Annotated in this window: 30 protein-coding genes and 1 pseudogene; 18 read left to right on the top strand and 13 right to left on the bottom strand. The window is 70.6% G+C overall.

What is annotated here, in order from left to right:
• Positions 1-14: 14 nt before the first annotated feature.
• Positions 15-2198 (bottom strand): MMPL family transporter, encoded by a 2184-nt coding sequence (locus PUT80_RS07560; protein ID WP_275291503.1) that lies wholly within the window; start codon positions 2196-2198, stop codon positions 15-17.
• A 195-nt stretch (positions 2199-2393) separates the two neighbouring features.
• Between PUT80_RS07560 and PUT80_RS07555 the strand changes: the two genes are divergently transcribed.
• A complete protein-coding gene (locus tag PUT80_RS07555) occupies positions 2394-2972 on the top strand; it encodes a TetR/AcrR family transcriptional regulator (RefSeq protein WP_037809627.1) in 579 nt (192 codons plus the stop codon).
• A 70-nt stretch (positions 2973-3042) separates the two neighbouring features.
• Positions 3043-3858, top strand: coding sequence for a class I SAM-dependent methyltransferase (locus PUT80_RS07550; RefSeq protein WP_275291502.1), 816 nt, complete (start codon positions 3043-3045; stop codon positions 3856-3858).
• 62 nt (positions 3859-3920) lie between these two features.
• Here PUT80_RS07550 and PUT80_RS07545 read toward each other — a convergent pair whose 3' ends face one another.
• Genes PUT80_RS07545 through soxR form a run of 3 tightly spaced genes read right to left on the bottom strand, consistent with a single transcriptional unit; the run spans position 3921 to position 5231 of the window.
• Complete coding sequence (locus PUT80_RS07545; protein ID WP_037809631.1) at positions 3921-4139, bottom strand: hypothetical protein; 219 nt, start codon at positions 4137-4139, stop codon at positions 3921-3923.
• 35 nt (positions 4140-4174) lie between these two features.
• On the bottom strand, positions 4175-4723 hold the full coding sequence (locus PUT80_RS07540; RefSeq protein ID WP_275291501.1) for an RNA 2'-phosphotransferase: 549 nt from the start codon (positions 4721-4723) through the stop codon (positions 4175-4177).
• Positions 4724-4769: 46 nt separating this feature from the next.
• Entirely contained in the window at positions 4770-5231 is a 462-nt protein-coding gene (gene soxR / locus PUT80_RS07535) for a redox-sensitive transcriptional activator SoxR (RefSeq protein ID WP_037809633.1), read from the bottom strand.
• A gap of 54 nt (positions 5232-5285) precedes the next feature.
• Here soxR and PUT80_RS07530 point away from each other — a divergent pair, with 54 nt between their 5' ends.
• Positions 5286-5984, top strand: coding sequence for a thiamine pyrophosphate-dependent enzyme (locus tag PUT80_RS07530; RefSeq protein ID WP_275291500.1), 699 nt, complete (start codon positions 5286-5288; stop codon positions 5982-5984).
• Complete coding sequence (locus PUT80_RS07525; RefSeq protein WP_134730369.1) at positions 5984-6874, top strand: transketolase; 891 nt, start codon at positions 5984-5986, stop codon at positions 6872-6874. Before PUT80_RS07530 ends, PUT80_RS07525 begins: the two co-directional genes overlap by 1 nt.
• A 33-nt stretch (positions 6875-6907) precedes the next feature.
• Here PUT80_RS07525 and PUT80_RS07520 read toward each other — a convergent pair whose 3' ends face one another.
• Entirely contained in the window at positions 6908-7093 is a 186-nt protein-coding gene (locus tag PUT80_RS07520) for a hypothetical protein (protein ID WP_275291499.1), read from the bottom strand.
• A 130-nt stretch (positions 7094-7223) separates the two neighbouring features.
• Between PUT80_RS07520 and hisH the strand changes: the two genes are divergently transcribed.
• Positions 7224-7847, top strand: coding sequence for an imidazole glycerol phosphate synthase subunit HisH (gene hisH / locus PUT80_RS07515; RefSeq protein WP_134730385.1), 624 nt, complete (start codon positions 7224-7226; stop codon positions 7845-7847).
• Between the two features lie 145 nt (positions 7848-7992).
• Complete coding sequence (gene priA, locus PUT80_RS07510; protein ID WP_037370068.1) at positions 7993-8724, top strand: bifunctional 1-(5-phosphoribosyl)-5-((5-phosphoribosylamino)methylideneamino)imidazole-4-carboxamide isomerase/phosphoribosylanthranilate isomerase PriA; 732 nt, start codon at positions 7993-7995, stop codon at positions 8722-8724.
• Positions 8725-8753: 29 nt separating this feature from the next.
• Here priA and PUT80_RS07505 read toward each other — a convergent pair whose 3' ends face one another.
• Together PUT80_RS07505 and PUT80_RS07500 are read right to left on the bottom strand one after the other, a co-directional pair.
• Positions 8754-9080: a hypothetical protein gene (locus tag PUT80_RS07505; RefSeq protein WP_275291498.1), complete on the bottom strand. Its 327-nt coding sequence runs from the start codon at positions 9078-9080 to the stop codon at positions 8754-8756.
• Positions 9077-9502, bottom strand: coding sequence for a VOC family protein (locus PUT80_RS07500; RefSeq protein WP_275291497.1), 426 nt, complete (start codon positions 9500-9502; stop codon positions 9077-9079). Before PUT80_RS07500 ends, PUT80_RS07505 begins: the two co-directional genes overlap by 4 nt.
• A gap of 88 nt (positions 9503-9590) precedes the next feature.
• Between PUT80_RS07500 and PUT80_RS07495 the strand changes: the two are divergent.
• Together PUT80_RS07495 and PUT80_RS07490 are read left to right on the top strand one after the other, a co-directional pair.
• Positions 9591-10509: pseudogene (locus PUT80_RS07495) on the top strand (YafY family protein).
• A gap of 85 nt (positions 10510-10594) precedes the next feature.
• Entirely contained in the window at positions 10595-10939 is a 345-nt protein-coding gene (locus PUT80_RS07490; RefSeq protein ID WP_037809646.1) for a DUF1330 domain-containing protein, read from the top strand.
• A gap of 1 nt (position 10940) precedes the next feature.
• Here the strand turns inward: PUT80_RS07490 and PUT80_RS07485 are convergent, their stop codons facing one another.
• The 4 genes from PUT80_RS07485 to PUT80_RS07470 are packed head-to-tail and all read right to left on the bottom strand — an operon-like array spanning position 10941 to position 13275.
• Positions 10941-11324, bottom strand: coding sequence for a PPOX class F420-dependent oxidoreductase (locus PUT80_RS07485; protein WP_134730359.1), 384 nt, complete (start codon positions 11322-11324; stop codon positions 10941-10943).
• A 19-nt stretch (positions 11325-11343) separates the two neighbouring features.
• Positions 11344-11778: a hypothetical protein gene (locus PUT80_RS07480; protein ID WP_275291496.1), complete on the bottom strand. Its 435-nt coding sequence runs from the start codon at positions 11776-11778 to the stop codon at positions 11344-11346.
• Between the two features lie 16 nt (positions 11779-11794).
• Entirely contained in the window at positions 11795-12763 is a 969-nt protein-coding gene (locus PUT80_RS07475; RefSeq protein WP_275291495.1) for a hypothetical protein, read from the bottom strand.
• Complete coding sequence (locus PUT80_RS07470) at positions 12760-13275, bottom strand: SigE family RNA polymerase sigma factor (protein ID WP_037809651.1); 516 nt, start codon at positions 13273-13275, stop codon at positions 12760-12762. The genes PUT80_RS07475 and PUT80_RS07470 overlap by 4 nt, the downstream gene beginning before the upstream one ends.
• A gap of 98 nt (positions 13276-13373) precedes the next feature.
• On the opposite strand from PUT80_RS07470, the gene hisF reads away from it, so the two are divergent.
• From hisF to PUT80_RS07455, 3 genes are read left to right on the top strand one after another with little or no spacing between them, the layout of a single operon-like run.
• Positions 13374-14147, top strand: a complete 774-nt coding sequence (gene hisF / locus PUT80_RS07465) for an imidazole glycerol phosphate synthase subunit HisF (protein WP_037809653.1) — start codon at positions 13374-13376, stop codon at positions 14145-14147.
• The gene (gene hisI, locus PUT80_RS07460; RefSeq protein WP_037809655.1) at positions 14144-14500 is read left to right on the top strand and encodes a phosphoribosyl-AMP cyclohydrolase; all 357 of its coding nucleotides are present in this window, start codon (positions 14144-14146) and stop codon (positions 14498-14500) included. Before hisF ends, hisI begins: the two co-directional genes overlap by 4 nt.
• A complete protein-coding gene (locus tag PUT80_RS07455; protein ID WP_275291494.1) occupies positions 14500-14862 on the top strand; it encodes a DUF1304 domain-containing protein in 363 nt (120 codons plus the stop codon). Before hisI ends, PUT80_RS07455 begins: the two co-directional genes overlap by 1 nt.
• Here the strand turns inward: PUT80_RS07455 and PUT80_RS07450 are convergent.
• Positions 14859-15464, bottom strand: coding sequence for a TetR family transcriptional regulator (locus tag PUT80_RS07450; protein ID WP_275291493.1), 606 nt, complete (start codon positions 15462-15464; stop codon positions 14859-14861). The genes PUT80_RS07455 and PUT80_RS07450 overlap by 4 nt on opposite strands.
• A gap of 96 nt (positions 15465-15560) precedes the next feature.
• On the opposite strand from PUT80_RS07450, the gene PUT80_RS07445 reads away from it, so the two are divergent.
• From PUT80_RS07445 to PUT80_RS07415, 7 genes are all read left to right on the top strand, one after another.
• Positions 15561-17123 (top strand): anthranilate synthase component I, encoded by a 1563-nt coding sequence (locus PUT80_RS07445; protein ID WP_275291492.1) that lies wholly within the window; start codon positions 15561-15563, stop codon positions 17121-17123.
• Positions 17124-17232: 109 nt separating this feature from the next.
• Positions 17233-17751 carry a Trp biosynthesis-associated membrane protein gene (locus PUT80_RS07440; protein WP_051728716.1) on the top strand — a complete coding sequence of 173 codons (519 nt, stop codon included), beginning with the start codon at positions 17233-17235 and terminating at the stop codon, positions 17749-17751.
• 120 nt (positions 17752-17871) lie between these two features.
• Positions 17872-18681, top strand: a complete 810-nt coding sequence (gene trpC / locus PUT80_RS07435; protein ID WP_043828938.1) for an indole-3-glycerol phosphate synthase TrpC — start codon at positions 17872-17874, stop codon at positions 18679-18681.
• Entirely contained in the window at positions 18660-19895 is a 1236-nt protein-coding gene (trpB, locus tag PUT80_RS07430; protein WP_037809661.1) for a tryptophan synthase subunit beta, read from the top strand. Before trpC ends, trpB begins: the two co-directional genes overlap by 22 nt.
• Positions 19892-20683 (top strand): tryptophan synthase subunit alpha, encoded by a 792-nt coding sequence (gene trpA, locus PUT80_RS07425; protein WP_275291490.1) that lies wholly within the window; start codon positions 19892-19894, stop codon positions 20681-20683. The genes trpB and trpA overlap by 4 nt, the downstream gene beginning before the upstream one ends.
• A gap of 50 nt (positions 20684-20733) precedes the next feature.
• Positions 20734-21276: a Uma2 family endonuclease gene (locus tag PUT80_RS07420; RefSeq protein ID WP_275291489.1), complete on the top strand. Its 543-nt coding sequence runs from the start codon at positions 20734-20736 to the stop codon at positions 21274-21276.
• A gap of 48 nt (positions 21277-21324) precedes the next feature.
• Positions 21325-21984, top strand: a complete 660-nt coding sequence (locus PUT80_RS07415; protein WP_037809668.1) for a peptidoglycan recognition family protein — start codon at positions 21325-21327, stop codon at positions 21982-21984.
• A gap of 6 nt (positions 21985-21990) precedes the next feature.
• Here the strand turns inward: PUT80_RS07415 and PUT80_RS07410 are convergent, their stop codons facing one another.
• Entirely contained in the window at positions 21991-23298 is a 1308-nt protein-coding gene (locus PUT80_RS07410) for a glutamine synthetase family protein (RefSeq protein ID WP_343076874.1), read from the bottom strand.
• Positions 23299-23324 lie beyond the last annotated feature (26 nt).

The raw sequence follows: 23324 nt of genomic DNA, 5'->3' as shown, positions 1-23324 counted from the left end.
CCACCGACAAAAACTCAGACTCGAGTCAGCTCGCGTTCGTCGTCGCCGCGGGTGCCGAGTTCGCGGACGAGGCCTTCGCCTTCGACGTCGACGTTCGGCAGGATCCGGTCGAGCCACTTGGGCAGCCACCACGCGCCGCGGCCGAGCAGGGACATCACCGCGGGCACGATGGTCATCCGGATCACGAACGCGTCCACCAGCACGCCGAAGGCCAGCGCGAACCCGATCGACTGGATCAGGGCCGACTCCGCCAGCACGAACCCGGCGAACACCGAGATCATGATCAGCGCCGCCGCCACGACGACCCGCGCCCCGTGCCGGAACCCGGTCACCATCGCCTCCTGCGGTTCGGCTCCGTGCACGTGCTCCTCGCGCATCCGGGTCACCAGGAACACCTGGTAGTCCATCGCGAGCCCGAACAGGACGCCGATCAGCAGGATCGGCAGCATGCTCATGATCGGGCCGGTCGAGGCGACGCCGAGCAGATCGGTGAGCCAGCCCCACTGGAACACCGCGACCACCGCGCCGAACGTCGCGACCACCGAGCCGAGGAAGCCGAGCGTCGCCTTCAGCGGCACCACGACCGAGCGGAACACCAGCATCAGCAACAGGAACGCCAGCCCGACGATCAGCGCGAGGTAGGGCAGCATCGCGTCGGACAGCTTCTGCGACACGTCGATGTTGGCCGCGGTCTGGCCGGTCACCGCGAGGCTGCCGCCGGTGTTTTCCTGCAACGGCGCGGATTGCGCGCGGATCGCGGACACGAGGTCTTCGGTCTGCGTGCTGCTCGGGCCGCTCTTCGGGATCACCGTGAGCACCGCGGTGTCCCCGGCCGGGTTGACCCGGGGCGGCGTCACCGCGGCGACGTCCGGCAGCTTGCCGATGTCCGCCGCGGCCTGCTTCAACGCGGCCGGATTGTGGTTCGGGCCGGTGTCGACGACGACCAGCAGCGGTCCGTTCGCGCCCTCGCCGAATCCCTTGCTGACCAGGTCGTAGGCCTTGCGCTGGGTGGTGTCCGGCGCGGCGGTCGAGTCGTTGGGCAGGCCGAGTTGCATGCTCAGCGCGGGAACCGCGACCACGGCCAACCCGACCAGCGCGGTCAGCAGGACCGGAACCCGGTGCCGCGCAACAAAACGCGCCCAGCGCTCGCCATGCGTCGGGCCCTCGGTGCGGCGGCGCACGCGGATCTTGCTGCTGGCGACCCGGGCACCCGCGAAGCCGAGCACGGCGGGCAGCAGCGTCAACGCGATCAGCACGGCGATCACGACGGTCGCCGCGGCGGCGACGCCCATCTGGCCGAGGAACGGAATACCGACGACGGTCAGCCCGGCGAGCGCGATGATCACCGTCAGCCCGGCGAACACCACCGCGGAACCAGCGGTGCCAACGGCTCGGCCGGCGGCTTCCTCGGGTTCGCGGCCCTCGGCGAGTTCGTGCCGGTAACGGGAGACGATGAACAGCGCGTAGTCGATGCCCACCGCGAGCCCGATCATCAACGCCAGCACCGGAGTGTTGGAGTTCAGCTCCAGCGAGCCGGACGCCAGCATGATGCCCGCCATCCCGACGCCGACCCCGATCAGCGCGGTCAGCAACGGAATCCCGGCGGCCAGCAGCGAACCGAAGGTGATGATCAGGACGACCGCCGCGACCGCGACGCCGAGGCCTTCGGTGGCTCCGGTCGCCGGGATGCCCTGCACCGCGTCGCCGCCGTACTCGACCTGATATCCCAGCTGCTTCGCGTGATCACCGGTCGCCAGCAGTGCGGACCGGTCGGAATCGCTGAGCTCGAAGCCCTTCACCTGGTAGCTCACCTGCGCGAGCGCGACCCGGCCGTCGGGGGACACCGACTTCGCCTGGAACGGGTCGACCACCGCGGCCACCTTCGGCGCGGACTTCAGCTTGCCCACCACCGACTCGACGGCCGCCTGCCCCGCCGGGTCGGTGACCTTGTGCCCCTCCGGCGCGGCGATCGCCACGCGCGCGGTGCCGCCGCCCGCCGCGGCCTGCGGGAAGTGCTCGGCCAGCCGGTCGATCGCCTGCTGGGATTCGGTGCCGGGGATGGTCACCGAATCGGACAGCTTGCCCGACAGCGTGAGCGCGCCCGCGCCCACCGCCGCGAGGACAAGCGCCCAGACCGCCGCCACGAGGACCCGGCGGCGGAACGACAGCCTGCCGAGCCGGTACAGGAAGGGTGCCACGAGTCGTCTCCGTTTCGCGCCCGAAGCGGGCTCTCCGCACTGGGAATCGCCCTTTCGAAGCTAGCCGTTCGGCAAGGGGCTGCCAAGTCGATCGGCTAGGATGTGACTAGCCGCACGGCAAGTTTCGGACTAGTCGCCCGGCAAGTACGATGATGTGCTGCGGAGCAGCGCACTCCGCTTGACGAGGAGGGCGCGATGACGACCGTCGAACCGGTCGCGGACACCCGGACCAGGCTGCTCGCCACCGCGCTGCGGCTGTTTTCGGAGCACGGCGTGGAAGGCACGTCGCTGCAGATGATCGCCGACGAGCTGGGCGTCACCAAGGCCGCGGTGTACTACCACTTCAAGACGAAGTCGGAGATCACCGAGGCGGTCGCGGAACCGGGCATCCGGGAACTGGACGAACTGGTCGTCGAGGCGGCGAAGCACCGCCGCCACGGCGCGCGCGTGGACCATCTGCTGGACGGTTTCGTCGATCTTGTGGTGCGACACCGGGTGCTGGTCGCGCTGTTCTCCAGCGACCCGGGCATCGACGCGGCGCTCGCGAAATCGCGGCACGGCGTCGAAGGGTTCAAACAGGCGCTGATCTCGATCGTGGCCGGGGAGCCGGAGCCGGACGTGACCGCTCGCGTGACGGCGATCGTGGCGTTTACCGGCATCGCGATGGCGGGCGGCGCGCCTGATCTGGCCGAGGTGGACGACGAAACGCTCCGCCAGGAACTGGTCGGAGTGGGGCGGCGGCTGCTGGGCAGGCCGCGCCGCCGGGTCTGCTGAGCACTCGAGGTAATCTCAAGAACTGAGAATCCTGTTGCAGTATCTGGGACGAGGCTCCTAACCTCGAAGCATGTCTTCGGATAGCGCTTACGGGCAGGGGCACGCGGAAAGCGTTGTACGGTCGCAAGTTTGGCGAACCGTCGACAATTCGGCGGCCTACCTCGCACCGGAGCTGCTTCCCGGGCGCAGCGTGCTGGACGTCGGCTGCGGCCCCGGGACGATCACGGTGGATCTCGCCCGCCGGGTGGCTCCGGGCGAGGTCGTCGGCATCGACGTGTCGGAAGCCGTTCTGGAGCAGGCGCGGGCGCACGCGCGGAGCGAAGGCGTGTCCAACGTCCGGTTCGAGCGCGCCGACATCACCGCGGCCCCGGCGGTCGGCCGGTTCGACGTCGTGCACGCGCACCAGGTGCTGCTGCACCTGACCGAACCGGTGGAAGCGCTGCGGCACATGCTGGCGCTGGCGAAGCCCGGTGGTGTGGTCGCCGCGCGCGACACCGACTACGCCGCGGCGTTCTGGTGGCCGGCGGATTCGCGGCTCGACCGCTGGCTCGAGGTCTACCGCGCGGTCGCGCACGGCAATGGCGCCGAGCCGGACGCGGGACGGCGATTGCTGGCCTGGGCGCACGCCGCGGGCGCCCGCGACGTCAAGCCGAGCGCCTCGATCTGGTGTCATTCCACGCCCGAGGAACGCGCGTGGTGGGGCGGCATGTGGGCGGAACGGATCCTGGATTCCAAAATCGCCGAACAAGCCGTGGCGGGCGGACACGCGTCCGCGGAAGACCTCCGCGAAATCTCCGCCGCGTGGCGTGCGTGGGCGGCCGATCCGGACGGCTGGTTCTCGATCCCGCACGGGGAAATCCTGTGCCGGGTCGGCGAAACCGGCTGAACCGCGGAAGCGCCCACGTACCTCCGCACCGTCCGCACCCGGAAACTCGCCGAGGCGGTCGGTTACGGCAGCCGGGAGTCCTTCAGCGCTTCAGCCGCGCGCAGTTCCTCGGCCGTCAACTGATCCGCGGGAACCCGGACGACAGAGCGGAAACGGCGGCACACCGGGCAGCGCTGCAGCCGGCGGTCGCCGAGCCGGATCGCCTTGAACGACACCAAGGGCAGCCAGATCGTGGAGAAATAATGGCCTTCGCTGCACTGGACGATCGTGTAGTCCGGCATGGCCACCTCCTCGGGCGCGACCCGTTCAGTATGCGCTACTCGGGCGCCGTCAGAAACTCCGCCGGAACCGCCGAAGTCAGCCACACCCCGTTGTCGCTCACCTGAAACACGTGCCCGCGCGCGGCCATTTCCCCGGCCGCCACCGTGAGCACGACCGGTTTCCCGTGCCGCGAACCGACCTTCCACGCCGTCTCGCGGGTCGCCGACAAATGCACCGCGTGCCGCTTCATCGGGCGCAATCCCTCCGCCTGGATCGAGGGCAGGAACCGCGTCGCCGTGCCGTGGAAGAGGATTTCCGGCGGCGGCGCGTCCGCCAGTTCCAGATCCACCCGGACGCTGTGTCCCTGGCTGGCGCGGATCAACGTCCTCGTCTCGTCGAAGGCGAACCGCTGTTTGGCGCAGTTCGCGACGACCTCGTCCAGCTCCGCGCGGCTCACCGGGAACCGGTTCCGGGCCAGTGCCGCGAGGAGCTCGTCGACCGGAACCCAGCCGCCAGGGGAGAGGGTGAGGCCGAGTCCGCCGGGGTCGTGGCGCAGGTGCCGGGACAGCCGTTTGGACACCCGGGTTCGATTTTTCTCGTTCATCTCTGCCCGTAGTAACCCACACCGAAGCACTGGCGCGCAACGGAATTCAGATGCCGCCCTCCAGCACCGGGCGGAGCTTGCTGGCTCCGGGCCCGAACCGGGAGAGCTCGTCGTCCGCGTTGTACAGGCCGCAGCTGCGCAGCGACAGGCATCCGCAGCCGACGCATCCGGTCAGCCGGTCGCGCAGCCGCTGCAACGCGTCGATCCGGGCGTCGAGTTCGGTCTGCCATTCGCGCGACAGCCGGGCCCAGTCCGCCTTCGTCGGCGCGTGGTCGGCGGGGAGCGTCTCCAACGCCGCGCTGATGTCTTCCAGCGACAGCCCGACCCGTTGCGCGGCGCGGATGAACGCGATCCGCCGCAGCACCGAACGCGCGTAGCGGCGCTGGTTGCCCGCCGAGCGCTCGGACGTGATCAGGCCGCGCTCCTCGTAGAACCGCAGTGCCGTGTGCGGGACCCCGCTGCGTTCCGCGACCTGGCCGATGCTCAGCTTGTCCGCCAACCTCGTCATTAGTCCAGGTTAGCGCTTGACCTTCAGTTTGGTCGAGGTTGCATGGTCGGGACCATGACCACGACGACGCACGAGCCGGGCTGCGCGGACCTGCCCCGGCTGATCTCGCTGATGACCGGCGACGACAAACACCACGCGGCCGCGGAGTCCACAATGGACGTCCTCTGGGTGCTGTTCGACCGGGTCCTCGACCTCGGCCCGGACACCGCCCGGCAGCCGGGCCGCGACCGGTTCCTGCTGTCCAAGGGGCACGGCCCGATGGCGTACTACGCGGTGCTCGTCGCGAAAGGCTGGCTGGACGAGGACGAACTCGCCGGCTGGAGTTCGGCGCGTTCGCGGCTCGGCCACCATCCCGACCGCGTCCGCGCGCCCGGCGTCGAAATCTCCAGCGGTTCGCTCGGGCACGGCCTGCCTATCGCCGTCGGCACCGCACTCGGCCTGCGCGCCCGCCGGTTCCGCTCGCGCATCGTCACGCTCGTCGGCGACGCCGAACTCGACGAAGGCTCCAACCACGAGGCGATCGTCGTCGCCGCACGGCTCGGGCTCGACAAGCTGACCACGGTGGTCGTGGACAACCAATCCTCGACGCACGGCTGGCCAGGCGGCATCGCGCGCCGTTTCGAAACCGAGGGCTGGGCCGTGCGCACGGTCTCCGGCCGCGACCACGAAGCGCTGTACGACGCGTTCACCACCCCCCATCCCGGACGGCCGCTCGCGGTCGTCGCCGTCGTGGAACCGAAAGGCGCGCACTGATGCCGAACATGCGGGACACCTTCCTGACCACCGCCGAGGAAATCGTCAACCGCGACCAGGACGTGGCGATCGTCCTCGCCGACATCTCGGCCGCGTCGCTCGCCGAGGCCGCGCGACGGCATCCGGACCGGGTGATCAACGTCGGGATCCGCGAGCAATTGCTCGTGAGCACCGGCGCCGGCCTCGCACTCGCCGGGCTCCGGCCGATCGTGCACACCTTCAACGCGTTCCTCGTGGAGCGCGCGTTCGAGCAGATCAAACTGGACCTCAGCCATCAGGACCTCGGCGCGGTGCTGGTGTCGTACGGCGCTTCCTACGACATGCCGATGGAAGGCCGAACGCACCAGGCTCCCGGCGACGTCGCGCTGATCGATTCCCTGCCCGGCTGGTACGTGCACGTGCCCGGGCATCCCGAGGAGGCGCGGCGGCTGCTGCTCGACTCGGTGCCCGGGGACAGCCGGACGTACCTGCGGCTGTCCGCGCAGGAGAATTCCGAGCCGCACCTCGGCGTCGGGCTCCAGACGATCCGCCAGGGCACGCGCGGCGTGGTGATCGCGGTCGGGCCGATGCTGGACCGGGTGCTGGAGGCGGCCGAGGGCATGGACGTGACGGTGCTCTACACCTCGACGGTGCGCCCGTTCGACGCCGAAGGGCTGCGCGCCGCGATGCCGGAGGTGGCTGATGTGGCGCTGGTGGAGCCGTACCTCAAGGGAACCTCCGCGCATTGCGTCGCCGACGCGCTCGCGGACCGGCCGCACCGGCTGCTGAACCTCGGCACCCGCCGGGACGCCGAGGTGCGGATCTACGGCACGCTCGCCGACCACGATCTCGTGCACGGGCTCGACGCGGGTTCGATCGCGTTGTCCCTCAAGGAATTCTTCACCGGATGAGGAGAGACCCCGGCAACGGGCAACCGCCCGGGGTCACCAGCCGCTGTCGGCGCGCCGCACGGGGTTCACCGTGCGCGCGGTCGACTGGCGCGCGAGGTCGATCTCCGCGCGGGTCTTCTGCAGCGGGATGGTCAGCTCCCTGAACTGCGGGAACGGCACGCTGTCGATGTCTTCCCGCCATGCTTGGAACATCCGGCAGAGCAGATCGGACTCGGACATTTCGTCCTCTTTCCGGGTCCGGGGGCGCCGGCGGCACCCGCACATAGCCCAGTGGGTACCCGTTCGGGGCGAGAACGAAACGGGCTCGGAACGAAATTGTCCGGGAGGCTAGGCTCGGGGCGTGTCTCGTGTGGTGATCCTCGATTACGGCTCCGGAAACCTCCGCTCCGCCGAACGCGCCGTCGCGCGCGCGGGCGCCGACGTGGAAGTCACCGCCGACCCGCATGCCGCGCTCGAAGCCGACGGCCTCGTGGTGCCCGGCGTCGGCGCGTTCTCGGCGTGCATGAGCGGGCTGCTGGGCGTGCACGGGCACCGGATCATCGGCAAGCGGCTGGCGGGCGGACGCCCGGTGCTGGGCATCTGCGTCGGCATGCAGATCCTGTTCTCGCGCGGCGTCGAGCACGGCGAGGAGACCGAGGGCACCGGCGAATGGCCGGGCACGGTCGAGCGGCTGCACGCCGACGTGCTCCCGCACATGGGCTGGAACACCGTCCGCGCGCCCGCCGATTCGCAGCTGTTCGCCGGGATCGACCCGGACGAGCGGTTCTATTTCGTGCACTCCTACGCGGCGCGGAAGTGGGAACTGGACTCCGGCCTCGCCGGGCAGCAGCCCAAGGTGACCTGGGCGAACCACGGCGAGGACTTCGTCGCGGCGGTGGAGAACGGGCCGCTGTGGGCCACCCAGTTCCACCCGGAGAAGTCCGGGGACGCGGGTGCGCAGCTGCTGCGCAACTGGCTGGGCACGCTGGCCTAGCCGGGAGTTTCCGTCAGGAGGCGACTGTGCCGCCGCTCACTTCGCCGGTCCGTGGCGTGCGCCGCATCGCCAGGTCGCCGAGGCCGTCCGGCCGCGCGGATATCCCCCGGAAGGTGCGCCCGGCCGCGCCGCTTAGGCTGTGCGCGTGACTTTCACGCTCCTTCCCGCAGTTGATGTTGCCGACGGCCAGGCGGTCCGACTCGTCCAGGGCGAGGCGGGCACCGAGACCTCCTACGGCAGCCCGCTCGAGGCGGCGCTGCAGTGGCAGCGCGACGGCGCCGAGTGGATCCATCTCGTGGACCTCGACGCGGCCTTCGGCAAGGGCAGCAACCGCGAGCTGCTCGCCGACGTCGTCAAGCGGCTCGACGTGCAGGTGGAGCTGTCCGGCGGCATCCGCGACGACGCGTCGCTCGAGGCGGCGCTCGCCACCGGCGCGCGCCGGGTCAACCTCGGCACCGCCGCGCTCGAGGACCCGGACTGGACGGCGAAGGTCGTCTCCGAATACGGCGACCGCGTCGCGATCGGGCTCGACGTGCGGATCACCGAGGCCGGGCACCGGCTGTCCGCGCGCGGCTGGACGTCCGACGGCGGAGACCTGTGGGAGGTCCTGGAGCGGCTCGACCGCGACGGGGCCAGCCGGTACGTCGTCACTGACGTGAGCAAGGACGGCACCCTGCGCGGCCCGAACCTGGACCTGCTGCGCGAGGTCACCGCCCGCACCGACGCCCCGGTGATCGCCTCCGGCGGAGTGTCCAGTGTGGACGATCTGCGGGCGCTCGCCGGGCTGGCGTCGGACGGCGTCGAAGGCTCGATCGTCGGGAAGGCGCTGTACGCGGGCGCTTTCACCCTCCCGGAAGCCCTCGCCGCCGTCCGCTGAAAGCGGGAATCGTCGGCGAGCACCGGACATCACACCGGAATCGCGGCCCGGTCGAGCGCGAGCTGCCCGGCCGGGCGCATCCGGCCCTCCTGCCGGAGCAGCTCGGCCCGGGCGAGATTTCGCGGCGACCACGGGCTTTTCGGCCGTCGCGGCGTGTACCGCTGGGTGTAGGTCGAGTCGTCGCGGCGGCGGGTCAGGCCGTCGATCCAGCCGTAGCAGAGCGCTTCTCGCAGCGCCTGCTCGTAGGTGAGGCCGGGCGCGCCCTTCTTCGCCAGCACCACCCAGACCTCGGCGGCGGAATCGTGGTGCTCGGCCAGCCAGTTCCGCCACGCCGCGGCGTCGGCGAAGATCGTCATGCCCGCACCAGCGTTTCGCGGATCGAGACGTAGTGCGGGTTGTACATCAGGCCGAGGACGTTGCCCCACGGGTCGATCACCGACGCGGTGATGAACCCGGTGCCGCGGTCGCGCGGGGCGTCGTGGACCTTCGCGCCCATCGCGACGACTCGCTCCAGCGTCGTGGGGACGTCCTCGACGTGCCAGAACACGACCGCGCCCGCGGGCTGTCCGACAGTGGCGAGATCGGCGGTCCGGGACAGCTCGCTGGTGGCGTACGAGCTGTGGATGATGCCGAATTCGTGCTGGTAATCGCCGATGCGCCACTCCAGGTACGCCGAGGTGTCCAGGTATGGCGCGACGCCGAAAAGGTCGGTGTACCAGCGCTTCGCCGCGTCGAAGTCGGGGGAGTCGAAGGTGACGGTGCTGAGTCCTCGAAGCATCTCTGAATCCTTGTCTGCTCGGTTGTGGGACTAGCTTCTCCGCCAAAGTGCTCATCTTCTGAGCACTTTTAGAGAGAGAATCCCAACCATGCGCGCTGACCGTCTCGTCGCTGCCGTCCTGCTGCTTCAGGCCCGCGGCCGGGTGACCGCTGCCGAACTGGCCGAGGACCTGGAGATCTCCGTAGCCACGGCCCGCCGCGACCTGGAGGCGTTGTCGGCGGCCGGCATCCCGGTCTATCCGCAGCCCGGACGCGGCGGCGGCTGGTCGCTCGTCGGCGGGGCGCGCACCGACCTCAGCGGGCTGACCGCGGCCGAGTCGCAGGCGTTGTTCTTGATGCTGGGGCCGGCGGCGTCCGGTGGTCCGGAACTGTCGTCCGCGCTGCGCAAGCTTGTCCGCGCACTGCCCGCCACGTTCCGGGCCGACGCCGAAGCCGCCGCGCGGGCTGTCGTGTCCGATCCGGCGGGGTGGGGCGAGCAGGATCGCGAACCGCCCGCGCTCGTCCAACCCCTCCAACAGGCGGTGGTGCAGCGGCGCAAGGTGCGGTTCGACTACAGCGGCAAGGACCGCTTAGTGGATCCGTACGGCCTCGCCGACAAGGACGGCGTCTGGTATCTCATCGCGGGAACCCCTGCGGGACAACGGACTTTCCGCGTCGACCGGATGTCGGCGGCGACGACCACGGACCTGCCTTCGCAGCGGCCGGACGACTTCGACCTCCGCGAACAGTGGGCCAGGGTCGTGGAGGAGATGGAGCAGCGGCGCTCGCTCGTGTCGGCCACCGTCCTGATCGACGCGCGGTACTCTGCGGTCCCATTTCGGGCGGCATTGCGAGGTGCTCGGGGAGCAGGACGGCCGGGTACAAGTGAAGGTGGCGGCGCACTGGGTGCGTTCGATCGCGGAGCAACTGGCGGGGTGGGGAGACCTGGTCGAGGTGGTGGAACCGGACTCGGTCCGCGCCGAACTCGCCCGCATCGGACGCGAGCTGACCGCCCGTTACGGCGGCTGAACGATTACCCGCGAGGTAATCGACTCCATTCCCGGGAACGGACAGGATTGCTTGGCAGACAACGGAATCGAGCCAAGGAGCTGACATGACCGCCTACGCCATCGCCCACCTGCGCCAGCCGGGAACCGTGGACCCCGAGGTCTACGAGTACATGGAACTGATCCAGGCGACGCTCGACCCGTTCGAGGGCCGGTTCCTGGTGCACGGCGGGGATACCCGCGTACTGGAAGGCACCTGGCCGGGCGCGACCGTGGTGCTCGAATTTCCCGATTTCGCCGCCGCCGAGCAGTGGTACGCGTCGGCGGACTACCGCAAGATCCTGCACCTGCGCACCGATCATCTGGTGGGCGACGTGATCCTGGTGGAGGGCTGCGGACCGAACCACGATTCGGCCGCGATGGGCGCCCGGCTCCGTGAAGAGGCCCGGTGACTTACTCGGCGATTTTGATCGCGATCCCGATCGTCCGCTCGGGTCCGCCGCGAAGGCGGCTGAAGAACATGGTCACGCGTCCGACGAGGCCGTAGTCGCGGGCGATGACCCCGCGGATGCGGTCGCTGTCGGCGGTGTCGAGGAGCCGGGCGGTGCCGCTGACTTCGGCGCCGTGCACTCGGCGGCCGCGGACGTCGCAGGCTTGCAGCCGGACGTCGCCGTTGTTGCGGATGCGTTTGACCTTGCCCGCGTTGCGTTCGGAGAACAGGACCAGCTCGTCGCCGTCGCGGGAGGCCCACACCGGGGTCGGGACCGCGCGGCCGTCGCGGCGGAAAGTGGTCAGCACGACGTACTTCTCGGCGCCGAGACGCTCCAGTTCGGACATAGCCCTACGGTAGACGGCGTCACAGTCCTTGGCAGCGGTCGGCGGGCTGCGGCGAGCCGGGCGTCGTCGGCACGGCGACCGAGGTGCCGTGGCCGGCCACCTTCTCCATCACCACGTGCGTCGCCGCCACATAGCCCCAGGTGAACAGCACGACCACGGCCGCACACACGCCGAGCGCCGTCTTTCGGCTCCCGATTCGCCCCAGGAGCGCGGAAATCCCGGCTCCGGCGAGCAGGAACAGCAAGAGGGAACTGACCTGCCACAGCGTCACGCCCAGGCCGGACCACGGCACGAGCTGGCGCAACCGGCAGGTCAGCTGCTCGCTCGCAGTGAGCTGGGCGAGGTAATTGGCACCCACGCACCAGGCCACCAGAACGGCGATGATCGCGGCGCCGAGCCCGACGGCGTACGCCACTCGCGAAAGCGTGCTCCGAGACTCCCCCAGTTCGGACATGGCTTCACGGTAGCGGTCAGCGGGTTCCCAGCCATCCGTATTCCGGTGCCGAATCGAGCACGATCCCGTCCGCCACCGCGACCAGCTGCTCGCGCGGCAAGCGGCCGGAAACGGTCAGCCATCGCCCGGTCGACAATCGCACGGTGACCTGCGCGTCGGCCGGTCCGGAGGCGGGCACGTAAGCGCCGGGGAGGCCGCGCACCTGCACCGGCCCGGACCCGCTGAGCGCCGGGGAGCCGCCGCTGATCGTCGCGCGCACCTTGCCGCTCGGGCCGCTCGCGTCGAGCACGGTCGTCGCGTTGTCGGAACTGGTGCCGCGAACGGTCGTGGCCTCTTCGTGCAGACCGGCGGGCAGCGGCCCGAAGCGCGCCTCGCCGCGGACCCGGACTGGTTCGACGGTCACGGAATCGGCTACTTGCTGGGCCGCCTCGCGCGCGTCCGGGACGCCTTCCACCTTGGCGGTCAGCACGTAGCGGTTGTCCGGCATCCAGGTAAGCGTGGCGATCGTGTCGCTCGGGCCGGTCACCATGGCGATCCGGCCGTGCACCACGACCTGGTCCTTCACCGCCGAGATGCGCAGTGCGGTCTGCGCCCATTCCGGATCGGCCGTCGAGTGCGCCGCGAGTTCCACCCGGCTCGCGCCGGACTGCCATTGCCGCACCTGCGCGGTCGTTCCGGGCCCGCCGGAGCGGTACTGCTCCGTGAAGCCGTCCGGCAGCCAGCCTGGCGTGTACGCGAGCACCGGCCGTCCGGCGGCGGGCGTGAGCTGCGCGGGCGCTTCGGCGACCGTTTCGACCACCAGCGGCACCCCGGCGGCGACCGCGATCACCGCGGCGGCCGCGGCGGCCAGCGCGAGGCGAGGACGGCGTCGGCGTTGCCGGGCCCGGGCGAGCGCGTTGAGCACCTGGTTGCCGTCCGGTGCCCGCTCGGCGAGCCGTTCGAGGCTGTCGCGCACCAGCGTCTCGGTCTCGTTCGAGGGGGTCATTCTCCTGCTCCGGTGGTGAGGGCGGCCGGCAACGAGGGCATTCCGGCGCGCAGCGTCGCCAGCGCGCGCGAGATCTGGCTGCGCACGGTCGAGACGCCGCAGCGGAGGAAATCCGCGATCTCGGCGTCGGTGTAGTTCTCGTAGTAGCGCAGGACGACCGCGGCGCGCTGTTTCCGCGGCAGCGTGGCCAGCAGGGCGAGCATTTCGTCGCGTTCGTCGTAGGCGGTGCTGGGATCGGCGGTCGGCGGCCCGAGCGCGTCGAGCACCGTGTGGTTCGACGGGACCACGCGGCGGGCGGCGCGGCGGCGCCACGACAGGTACTCGTTGGTGATCATCCGGCGGACGTAGGTGGGCGGCGATTCGATCTTCGACCAGCGTTGCTGCGCGCGCAGGAGCACGTCCTGGACGATGTCCTGCGCCAGATGCGGGTCGTCGGCGAGAACGGTCGCGTAGCGCAGCAGCCCGTCGAGGCGTTCCGCCACGAAATCGTCGAAACCGGTGGTCACGATCATCAGACGCGCGAGGGGCCGGTTTTGATGCTTCGGATCCGCAAATTGGTGACGAAGCCGTCGCGGCGGGCCTGCCCGGGCGGCCGACTAGGCTGGCGGGCATGGCTGTGGCGGTTCGGGTGATTCCCTGTCTCGACGTCGACGCGGGCCGGGTCGTGAAGGGCGTCAACTTCGCCGACCTGCGCGACGCGGGCGACCCGGTGGAGCTCGCGCGCCGGTACGACGCCGAAGGCGCCGACGAGCTGACCTTCCTCGACGTCACCGCGTCCTCCGGAGACCGCGAAACCACCTTCGACGTGGTCCGCCGCACCGCCGAGCAGGTCTTCATCCCGCTCACCGTCGGCGGCGGCGTGCGCTCCACCGACGACGTCAACCGGCTGCTGCGCACCGGCGCGGACAAGGTGAGCATCAACACGGCCGCGATCGCCCGCCCGGAGCTGCTGCGCGAGGCGTCGCGCCGGTTCGGGGCGCAGTGCGTCGTGCTGTCCGTCGACGCCCGCCGAGTGCCCGAAGGCAGCGAACCGACCGCGTCCGGTTTCGAGGTCACCACGCACGGCGGCCGGCGCGGCACCGGCATCGACGCGGTGGAGTGGGCCGCGCGCGGCGAGGAACTCGGCGTGGGCGAGATCCTGCTCAACTCGATGGACGCCGACGGCACCAAAACCGGCTTCGACCTCGAACTGATCGACCTGGTCCGCAAGGCGGTGCGGGTCCCGGTGATCGCCAGCGGCGGCGCGGGCGCGACCGAGCACTTCCTGCCCGCCGTGCAAGCGGGCGCGGACGCGGTGCTCGCGGCGAGCGTATTCCACTTCGGACAGTTGACGATCGGCGACGTGAAGGGCGCGCTGCGCACCGGAGGGGTGGTCGTGCGATGAGCCTCTCGCCGGAACTTTCCGCCCGGATCAAGCGCAACGCGGACGGGCTGATCGCCGCGGTCGTGGTGGACCACGCGACGTCCGACGTGCTGATGATGGCCTGGATGAACGACGACGCGCTGGAATCCACGCTCACCACGCGCCGCGGCACGTACTGGTCGCGCAGCAGGCAGGAACTGTGGGTGAAGGGCGAGACCTCGGGCCACGTCCAGCACGTCCGCGAAGTCCGCATCGACTGCGACGGCGACACGGTGCTGCTGCGCGTGGACCAGACCGGCCCGGCCTGCCACACCGGCACGCACACGTGCTTCGACACCGACGACCGGCTGCTGCTCGCGGACGAGAACGCGTGATGGCCGTCGTCGCGAACGTGCTGATCGGGCTCGTCGCCCTGATCCACCTGTACATCGTGGTGCTGGAGATGGCCCTGTGGACCACGCCGCGGGCGCGCGCGGCGTTCGGCACCACCGAGGAATTCGCCCGCGAGAGCAAGACTTTGGCCGCGAACGAGGGGCTGTACAACGGATTCCTCGCCGCCGCGCTGATCTGGGGCCTGATCGCGGCCGACCCGGCGGGTTTCCAGCTGAAGCTGTACGGCTTGGCGTGCGTGATCGTCGCCGGTCTGTACGGGGCCGCGACGGCGTCGAAGCGGATTCTGTTCGTGCAGGTGCTGCCCGGCGTGCTGGCGCTGGTTTTCCTGCTGCTGTCGCGCTAGTCGATGTCCCCGGTGAGATAACGCTGCAACGTCGGCGCCACCGCCGTGACCAGCGTGTCCACCTCCGCCTCCACCATCGGCGGGAACCGCGCCACGTACCGGATCAACCCGACCCCCACCAACTGCGAAGCGCACAACGCCACCCGCAGCTCCTGACGGTCGCCGCCGAGGTCGCTCAGCAGTCCGGTGAAAAACCCGGAGAAGAACTCGCGCAGCACGGTGCTCGCCGCCTCGTGGCTGGCAATGCTGCGGATCAGCGCCTGGAACGTGTCGCCGCCGACGCCGTCCCAGCGGGTCAGGAACGTGTGCACGATCCGGGTGCCCAGTTCCTCGACCGGGCCGGCGCGCAGGACCGTGACCAGCTCCGCCGGTTCGAACGGCAGCTTCAGCACCGCTTGCGCGAACAGGCCCTCCTTGCCGCCGAACCAGTGGTTGACCATGGCCGCGTCGACGCCGGCGCGCGCGGCGATCGAGCGGACCGTCGCGCGTTCGTAGCCGTTCTCGGCGAACACCGCGCGGGCCGCTTCGAGCAGCACCGCACGGGTGTCCTGACCAGCGGGGCGGCGGCCGCGGCGGCGCGCGGTAGTGTCTTCGGTGCTCACCGGACCATCTTGACCGGTCGCCGCCTCGAATTCAACAGTCATTGAATTGAGAGCCCGCTGACCGGCGCACCCGGGCGTAGCGGCACAATGAGACGCATGGTCAGCTCAGCAGCCACGTCCACGGCCGGGCCCGGCCCGGTCAGCCCGTCCCGCGCCGAGTTCCGCGCGCTGGCCGAGAGCCGCCGCGTGATCCCCGTGGTGCGCCGGGTGCTCGCCGACGGCGAGACCCCGCTGGGGATTTACCGGAAGCTCGCCGCCGACCGGCCCGGCACGTTCCTCTTCGAATCGGCCGAGAACGGGAAATCGTGGTCGCGCTGGTCGTTCGTCGGCGTGCGCAGCCCGGCCGCGCTGACCGTGCGCGACGGCAAGGCGGTCTGGACCGGCACCCCGCCGGACAACCTGCCCGCCGAGGGCGACCCGCTGCAGGTGCTGCGCGCGACCGTCGAGGCGCTGCACACCGAACCGCTTCCCGGCCTGCCCCCGCTGACCGGCGGGATGGTCGGCTACCTCGGCTACGATTCCGTGCGCTGGCTGGAAAAGCTGCCCGAGCTGGCCGAACGGGACCTCGACATCCCCGAGCTGACCATGCTGCTCGCCACCGACCTCGCCGCGTTCGACCACCACGAGGGCACCGTCACGCTGATCGCCAACGCGGTCAACTGGGACGACTCGGCCGAGCGCGTGGACGCCGCCTACGACGACGCGCTGGCCCGGCTGTCCGCGATGACCGAGCAGCTGCGGGTGCCCGCGCCGCCCACGGTCGCGACGTTCGACCGTCCCGCGCCGGAATTCCGCCGCCACCGCAGCAAGGAAGACTTCCACGCGGCGGTCGACAAGGCGGTCGAGGCGATCAAGGCCGGCGAAGCGTTCCAGGTCGTGCCGTCGCAACGATTCGAGATCGAGACCGGGGCCGACGCGCTCGACGTGTACCGCGTGCTGCGCACCTCCAACCCGAGCCCGTACATGTACCTGCTGCGGCTGGAGGGCTTCGACATCGTCGGCTCCAGCCCGGAATCGCTGGTGACCGTCCGCGACGGCCGCGCCACCACGCATCCCATCGCGGGAACCCGCTGGCGGGGCGCGGATCCGGAGGAGGACGCGCAGCTGGCCAAGGACCTGCTCGCGGACGAGAAGGAACGCGCCGAGCACCTGATGCTCGTCGACCTCGGCCGCAACGACCTCGGCAAGGTCTGCAAACCGGGCACCGTGCACGTGGTCGACTTCTTCCAGATCGAGCGCTACAGCCACGTCATGCACATCGTGTCCACGGTGACCGGCGAGCTGAAGGACGACGCCACGGCGTTCGACGCGGTCGCGGCCTGCTTCCCGGCGGGCACCCTTTCCGGCGCGCCCAAGGTCCGGGCGATGCAGCTGATCGAGGAGCTGGAACCGGTGCGCCGCGCGCTGTACGGCGGCGTGGTCGGCTACCTGGACTTCGCCGGCGACGCGGACACGGCGATCGCCATCCGCACCGCGCTGATGCGCGACGGGACCGCGTACGTCCAGGCCGGCGGCGGCGTGGTCGCGGACTCGGTCCCGGACTACGAGGACACCGAATCGCTCAACAAGGCCCGCACCGTGCTGTCCGCGATCGCCGCGGCGGGCACGATGATCCCGGCGGGGGAGCTGGACCCGGCTGAGGACGCGGCCGGTGTCTGAGCAGTCCGGCGAGGCGGAACCACGGCGCGGCGGCGCCGAGGCGGAAGCGGCGGGCCCGGAAGCCCGGCCCGCGAACGGGGCGAAGGCGAAGCGTCCATTGTGGACGATCATTCTCGCCCTCCTGCTCGGCGCGCTGGCGCTGTGGGGAGCGTCCCGGATGGTGTGGTTCGCCGAATTCCGCGACGAGGGCGTGCGCGGCACCGTCCTGTACACCGAACCCGGCGAACAGCGCGCCACCGCGCTCGTGCCGCTGGCGCTCCTGGCGCTCGCGGGCGTCGCCGGGGCGGTCGCGACCGGCGGCTGGCTGCGCCGGGCGCTCGGGATCGTGCTGGTGCTCGCCGGTGCGGCGGGCGTCTGGAACGGCGTCGACGGGATCAAGTTCGGCGGCTTCGCACCCGGGCTGCCGGGCACGGAAATCGTGCTCGGCCACCTGATCGCCGTGCTCGGCGGAATTCTCGTCGCGCTCGGCGGGTTGGCAGCGATCAAGTGGGCGGGCGCCGCGCGGAAGCTCGGGGCCCGTTACGCCGCGCCGGGAGCCAAGGCGGCGCGCAAGGATCCGGACACCGAGCTGTGGGAGGCGTTGTCGGAGGGGGACGACCCGACCGATCCGCCGGATCCGCGGCGCTGAGCAACCCGGAACCGGCCGGTCATCGAGCGGGGGTTAGCATCGTTTCGGCGGGAAGGGGAAGGTTTTTGTGAGCGAGCTTGCGAGTGGACCCAGGAGTGCGGCAGCGAGTAGGGGCGTCCGATGAGCGTGCTCGAAGACATCGTCGCCGGCGTGCGCGAGGACCTCGCGCAGCGGGAATCCGCGCTGCCGTTCGACGAACTGAAGGCAAGGGCGGCCAAGGCCGTACCGCCGCGTGACGTGATGTCCGCGCTGCGCGAATCCGGCATCGGCGTCATCGCCGAGGTGAAGCGGCGCAGCCCGTCCAAGGGCGAGCTGGCGACGATTCCCGACCCGGCCGCGCTGGCCCGCGACTACGAGGACGCCGGCGCGCGCGTGATCAGCGTGCTCACCGAGCAGCGCCGCTTCGGCGGCTCGCTCGCCGACCTCGACGCGGTGCGCGCCGCGGTCGACATTCCCGTGCTGCGCAAGGACTTCATCGTCAGCCCGTACCAGGTGCACGAGGCCCGGCTGCACGGCGCGGACATGGTGCTGCTGATCGTCGCCGCGCTGGAGCAGAACGCGCTCGCCGCGCTGCTCGACCGCGTCGAATCGCTCGGCATGACCGCGCTCGTGGAGATCCACAACGCCGAGGAGGCCGACCGCGCGCTCGAAGCGGGCGCGAAGGTCATCGGCGTCAACGCGCGCAACCTGCACACCCTCGAAGTGGACCGCGACGTGTTCTCCCGCCTCGCGCCCGGCCTGCCGATGGACGTGTTCAAGGTCGCCGAGTCCGGCGTCCGCGGCCCGGGCGACCTGATGTCGTACGCCGGCCACGGCGCGGACGCGGTGCTCGTCGGCGAGGGCCTGGTCGCGTCCGGAGACCCGAAGGGCGCGGTCGTCAAGCTCGTCACCGCCGGTTCGCACCCCGCCTGCCCGAGGCCCTCGCGGTGACCGAACGAAGCAAGCACGACCCGGACGAACGCGGCTACTACGGCCCGTACGGCGGCCGGTTCATGCCGGAAGCGCTGATCGGCGTGGTCGACGAGGTCGCGGCGGAGTACGAGAAGGCCCGCCACGACCCCGCGTTCACCAACGAGCTGAACCGGCTGCTCACCGAGTACGCGGGCCGTCCGTCGCTGCTCACCGAGGCCAAGCGGTTCGGCGAGCACGCCGGCGGCGCGCGGGTGTTCCTCAAGCGCGAGGACCTCAACCACACCGGTTCGCACAAGATCAACAACGTGCTGGGCCAGGCGCTGCTCACCGTGCGGATGGGCAAGAAGCGCGTCATCGCGGAGACCGGCGCGGGCCAGCACGGCGTCGCCACGGCCACCGCGTGCGCGCTGCTGGGTCTGGACTGCGTCGTGTACATGGGCGAGGTCGACACCGAGCGGCAGTCGCTGAACGTCGCGCGGATGAAGCTGCTCGGCGCCGAGGTCATCCCGGTGAAGACCGGGTCGCGCACGCTCAAGGACGCGATCAACGAGGCGCTGCGCGACTGGGTCACCAACGCCGACACCACGCACTACCTCTTCGGCACCGCCGCCGGTCCGTCGCCGTTCCCGATGATGGTGCGCAACTTCCACCACGTCATCGGCGAGGAGGCGCGGGCCCAGATCCTGGAGAAGGCGGGCAGGCTGCCGGACGTCGTCGCGGCGTGCGTCGGCGGCGGGTCCAACGCCATCGGCATCTTCTCCGGCTTCTACGACGACCCGTCGGTGCGGCTGGTCGGCCTCGAGCCGGGCGGCGAGGGCATCGAGGGCAACCGGCACGGCGCGACGCTCACCAAGGGCAGCCCGGGCAACCTGCACGGCGCGATGTCGTACCTGCTGCAGGACGAGGACGGTCAGACGGTCGAATCGCATTCGATCTCCGCCGGGCTCGACTACCCGGGCGTCGGCCCGGAGCACGCGTGGCTCAAGGACTCCGGCCGCGCCGAGTACCGCCCGGTCACCGACGCGGCCGCGATGGACGCCTTCCGGCTGCTGTCGCGCACCGAGGGCATCATCCCGGCGATCGAATCGGCGCACGCGCTCGCCGGGGCCCTGGAACTGGGCCGCGAGCTGGGCCCGGACGGGCTGATCGTGGTCAACCTGTCGGGCCGGGGCGACAAGGACATGGACACCGCGGCCCAGTGGTTCGGGCTCGTGGACGGGGAGGGCAAGTGAGCGGCCTCGACGAGCTGTTCGCGGCGACGCGGGCGGAACACCGGGCCGCGCTGGTCGGCTACCTGCCCGCCGGATTCCCCTCCGTGGACGGGTCGAAGGACCTGCTGGCCGCGACGATCGACGGCGGAGCGGACCTGGTCGAGGTCGGCGTCCCGTACTCCGACCCGGTCATGGACGGCCCCACCATCCAGGCGGCCGCCGAATCGGCGCTCGCCAGCGGATTCCGGCTGAAGCAGCTGTTCGAGGTCGTGGAATCGGTGTCCGCGCGCGGCGGTCGCGCGGTAGTGATGACGTACTGGAACCCGGTGCACCGCTACGGGGTCGACGCGTTCGCGCGCGACCTGGCGTCGGCTGGTGGGCTGGGCCTGATCACGCCGGACCTGATCCCGGACGAGGCGGACGAGTGGATGGCCGCGTCTCAGGAGCACGGCTTGGACCGGATCTTCCTGGTCGCGCCGTCGTCGTCGGAGGAGCGCCTGGCGAAGACCACGGCGGCCTCGTCGGGCTTCGTGTACGCGACCGCGGTGATGGGCGTGACCGGCGCCCGCGACGCGGTGGGTGTGCACGCGGAGGACCTGGTGCGGCGGACCCGTGCGCACACGGAGCTGCCGATCGGCGTCGGCCTCGGGGTCCGGTCGCGCGAGCAGGCGGCGCAGGTGGCCGGGTTCGCGGACGCGGTGATCGTCGGGTCGGCGCTGGTCACAGCCGCGGCGGACGGTCCGGACGGCGTGGCGAAGCTGGCCGCGGAGCTGGCGAAGGGCGTGCGCGAGGCGGTCGCTCCGGCCTGATCGCGGGTCGGTCGCCGGAAACTGTCGGTGGTCGTTCGTACTCTCTCGGTATGCAGACCAGCGACAGCACTCTCAGTGAAGCTCCCGGATTGGCAGAAGTACTCGCCCTGCCGAACGAACAGCTCCTCGGCAATCGGATCGAAGGAGTCGATGGGACCCTGGTGATGGGTCCGGCTCCGACCGCGCTCCATCAGCAGTGGCTGCAGCGATTGCAGCTCGCAGTGGTGCCAGTCTTGCCGAAGGGCACTGAACTGCTCCCCGGCGTGGCTGTCCGCTGCGGGGAAAGCCGGTTGCTGATCCCGGACTTCGTGATCGTCACCTGCCCGGACGTCGCGACGACCTGGTACCCGGCGTCCGAGGTGTTGCTGGCCGCGGAGATCGAATCGCCCTCCACCAGGGTGCAGGACCGGATCTTCAAGAAAGCCCTCTACGCCGAAGCCCTCATCCCGTACTACCTGCTCGTCGACCCGGAGCAGGAAGCCGCCACCGTCTACGCGCTTTCCGACGGCGACTACCTGCCGCACGCGAAGAGCGAAGGCGGGGTGCTCACCCTGGCCGAACCGTTCCCCGCGGAGCTGGATCTGCGGGCTTGAGCGGCCAGTTGTACGCATCGTGTACGCCGTCCGCGCACAGTGCGGCGCATGGCTTTCGACATCGGACAAGTTCCCCGGAGGACGTTCCTGCGCGGGGCGGCCGGCGTGAGCGCTGCCGCGGCGGCGGGGCTCGTGCTGCCCGGTCTCGCGGACGCCGCCGACGCGCCGCGCATCTACAGCTGTGCCGAATGGGGTGCGCGCCCGCCCGCGGATCCGCTCACCACGCTCGACCATCCCGCCAACCGCGTGCTCATCCACCACATCGACTGCCCCAACAGCACCGACTACTCGCTCGAGCACGCGTTCCAGGTCGCGCGCGACGACCAGGCTGACCACATCGACAACAACGGCTGGTCCGACACCGGCCAGCACTTCACGGTCTCCCGCGGCGGCTACCGTCTCGAAGGCCGCCACGGCAGCCTGGACGCGTTGCGCAGCGGCAAAAAGATCGTCCGCGCGGCGCATTGCCCGGGCCAGAACGACAACGCGATCGGCATCGAGAACGAGGGCACCTACATGCAGGTCGCCCCGCCGAAGGCACAGTTCGATTCGCTGGTGGTGTTCGTGGCGTATGTGTGCCGCCAGTACGGCATCCCGGTGAAGGAAATCAAGGGACACCGCGACTTCTACAACACGGATTGCCCGGGCGACAAGCTGTACGCGATGCTGCCGGAATTGCAGTCCCGGGTGGCGGCCCTGCTTCGTTGAGCGGGTTCAGTGCAGGAAACGCATTGCCCGGCACAATTCGGCGTCCTCCAGCGACCCCAGCTCGGCCACCTCGGCGCGGCGCACGTCCGCCAACGTGGTGGCCAGCTGGGGTCCGAACGCCGTCCGCAGCACGTCGTCGGCCTCGAACGCGTCGACCGCCTCCGACAACGACTTCGGCAACCGGGCGACTCCGGCCGCGGCGGCGTCAGCAGGGGAGAGCGAGCCTGGATCCACGCTGACCGGTTCCGGCAGGCGCGCCTCGGCATCGATCCCCGCCAGTCCGGCGAAAAGCAGGCCAGCCACCACCAGGTACGGGTTCGCGGTGAGGTCGAAGCACTTCACTTCCAGATTCGCCACCGTGTCGCGCTGTCCGGCCGCGCCGCGGATCAGCCGCAGCGGTGCTTCGCGGTTTTCCAGTCCCCACGCGGTAAACACGCCTGCCCAATGGTGCGGTTCCAGTCGCAGATAGCTGACCACCGACGGCGCGCCCACCGCCAGCAACGCGGGCAACCGGCGGAAAATCCCCGCACCGAAGGATTCCGCGGTCGAGGTCAACCCGAACGCGCCGGTCCCGCCCGCGCACAGATTCCGGTCGCCGTCCCAAAGACTCAAGTGCACGTGCCCGCCATTGCCGACGCCGCCGGGTTCGAACTTCGGCGTGAACGACGCGCGCAACCCGTGCGCGGCGGTCACCGTCCGCACGGTTTCCCTTGTCAGCACGGCAAAATCGGCTGCCCGCAAGGGGTCCGTCGCCGCGATCGACAGCTCGAACTGGCCCGCCGCGTACTCCGGGTGGATCTGCTCCACCGTCACCCCGCAACGCTCCAAAGTGGACACAAGAGCACGCAGGTACTCGTGGTTCGCGCTCAACCGGGAGTATCCGTAAGCCGGTCCGGGGAGCGGGACCCCGTCCGCGTCGGTCGCGATCCACTCCAGTTCGAACGCCATCCGCGCGGTCAGGCCGCGGTCGGCGAGCTGGGCCACGGCGGTCGCGGCGAGCGCGCGCGTGTCCTGCGGGTGCGGCTGTCCGTCCTGGTCGTACCGCCACGCCGGGGCCCACGCCCAGCCGGGTTGGGCGGCGAGGACGGTAAGCGCGTCGAGGTCGGGATGCAGCCGCAGGTCGCCGACCGGGCCGAGGGAGTGCTCGCCGTTCGCGATGCTGTCGGTGCCGAGGAAGAAGTCGAAGGAATTGGACGCGCCGACGCCCCACGCCGCGACCGTCGCCAGCCTCGCCACCGGGACGGCTTTGACCCGCGAAATCCCGGAGTTGTCCACGAAACTCAGCGCGACGAGCTCGACGCCCGCTTCCTTCATCCGGCCGGCGGCGGCAGCACCGAGTT

This window comes from Amycolatopsis sp. La24 (assembly GCF_029087445.1).
GTDB lineage: Bacteria > Actinomycetota > Actinomycetes > Mycobacteriales > Pseudonocardiaceae > Amycolatopsis > Amycolatopsis nivea.
The sequence above is the reverse complement of the archived record's forward strand: the minus strand, read 5'-3'. Positions and strand labels throughout refer to the sequence as shown.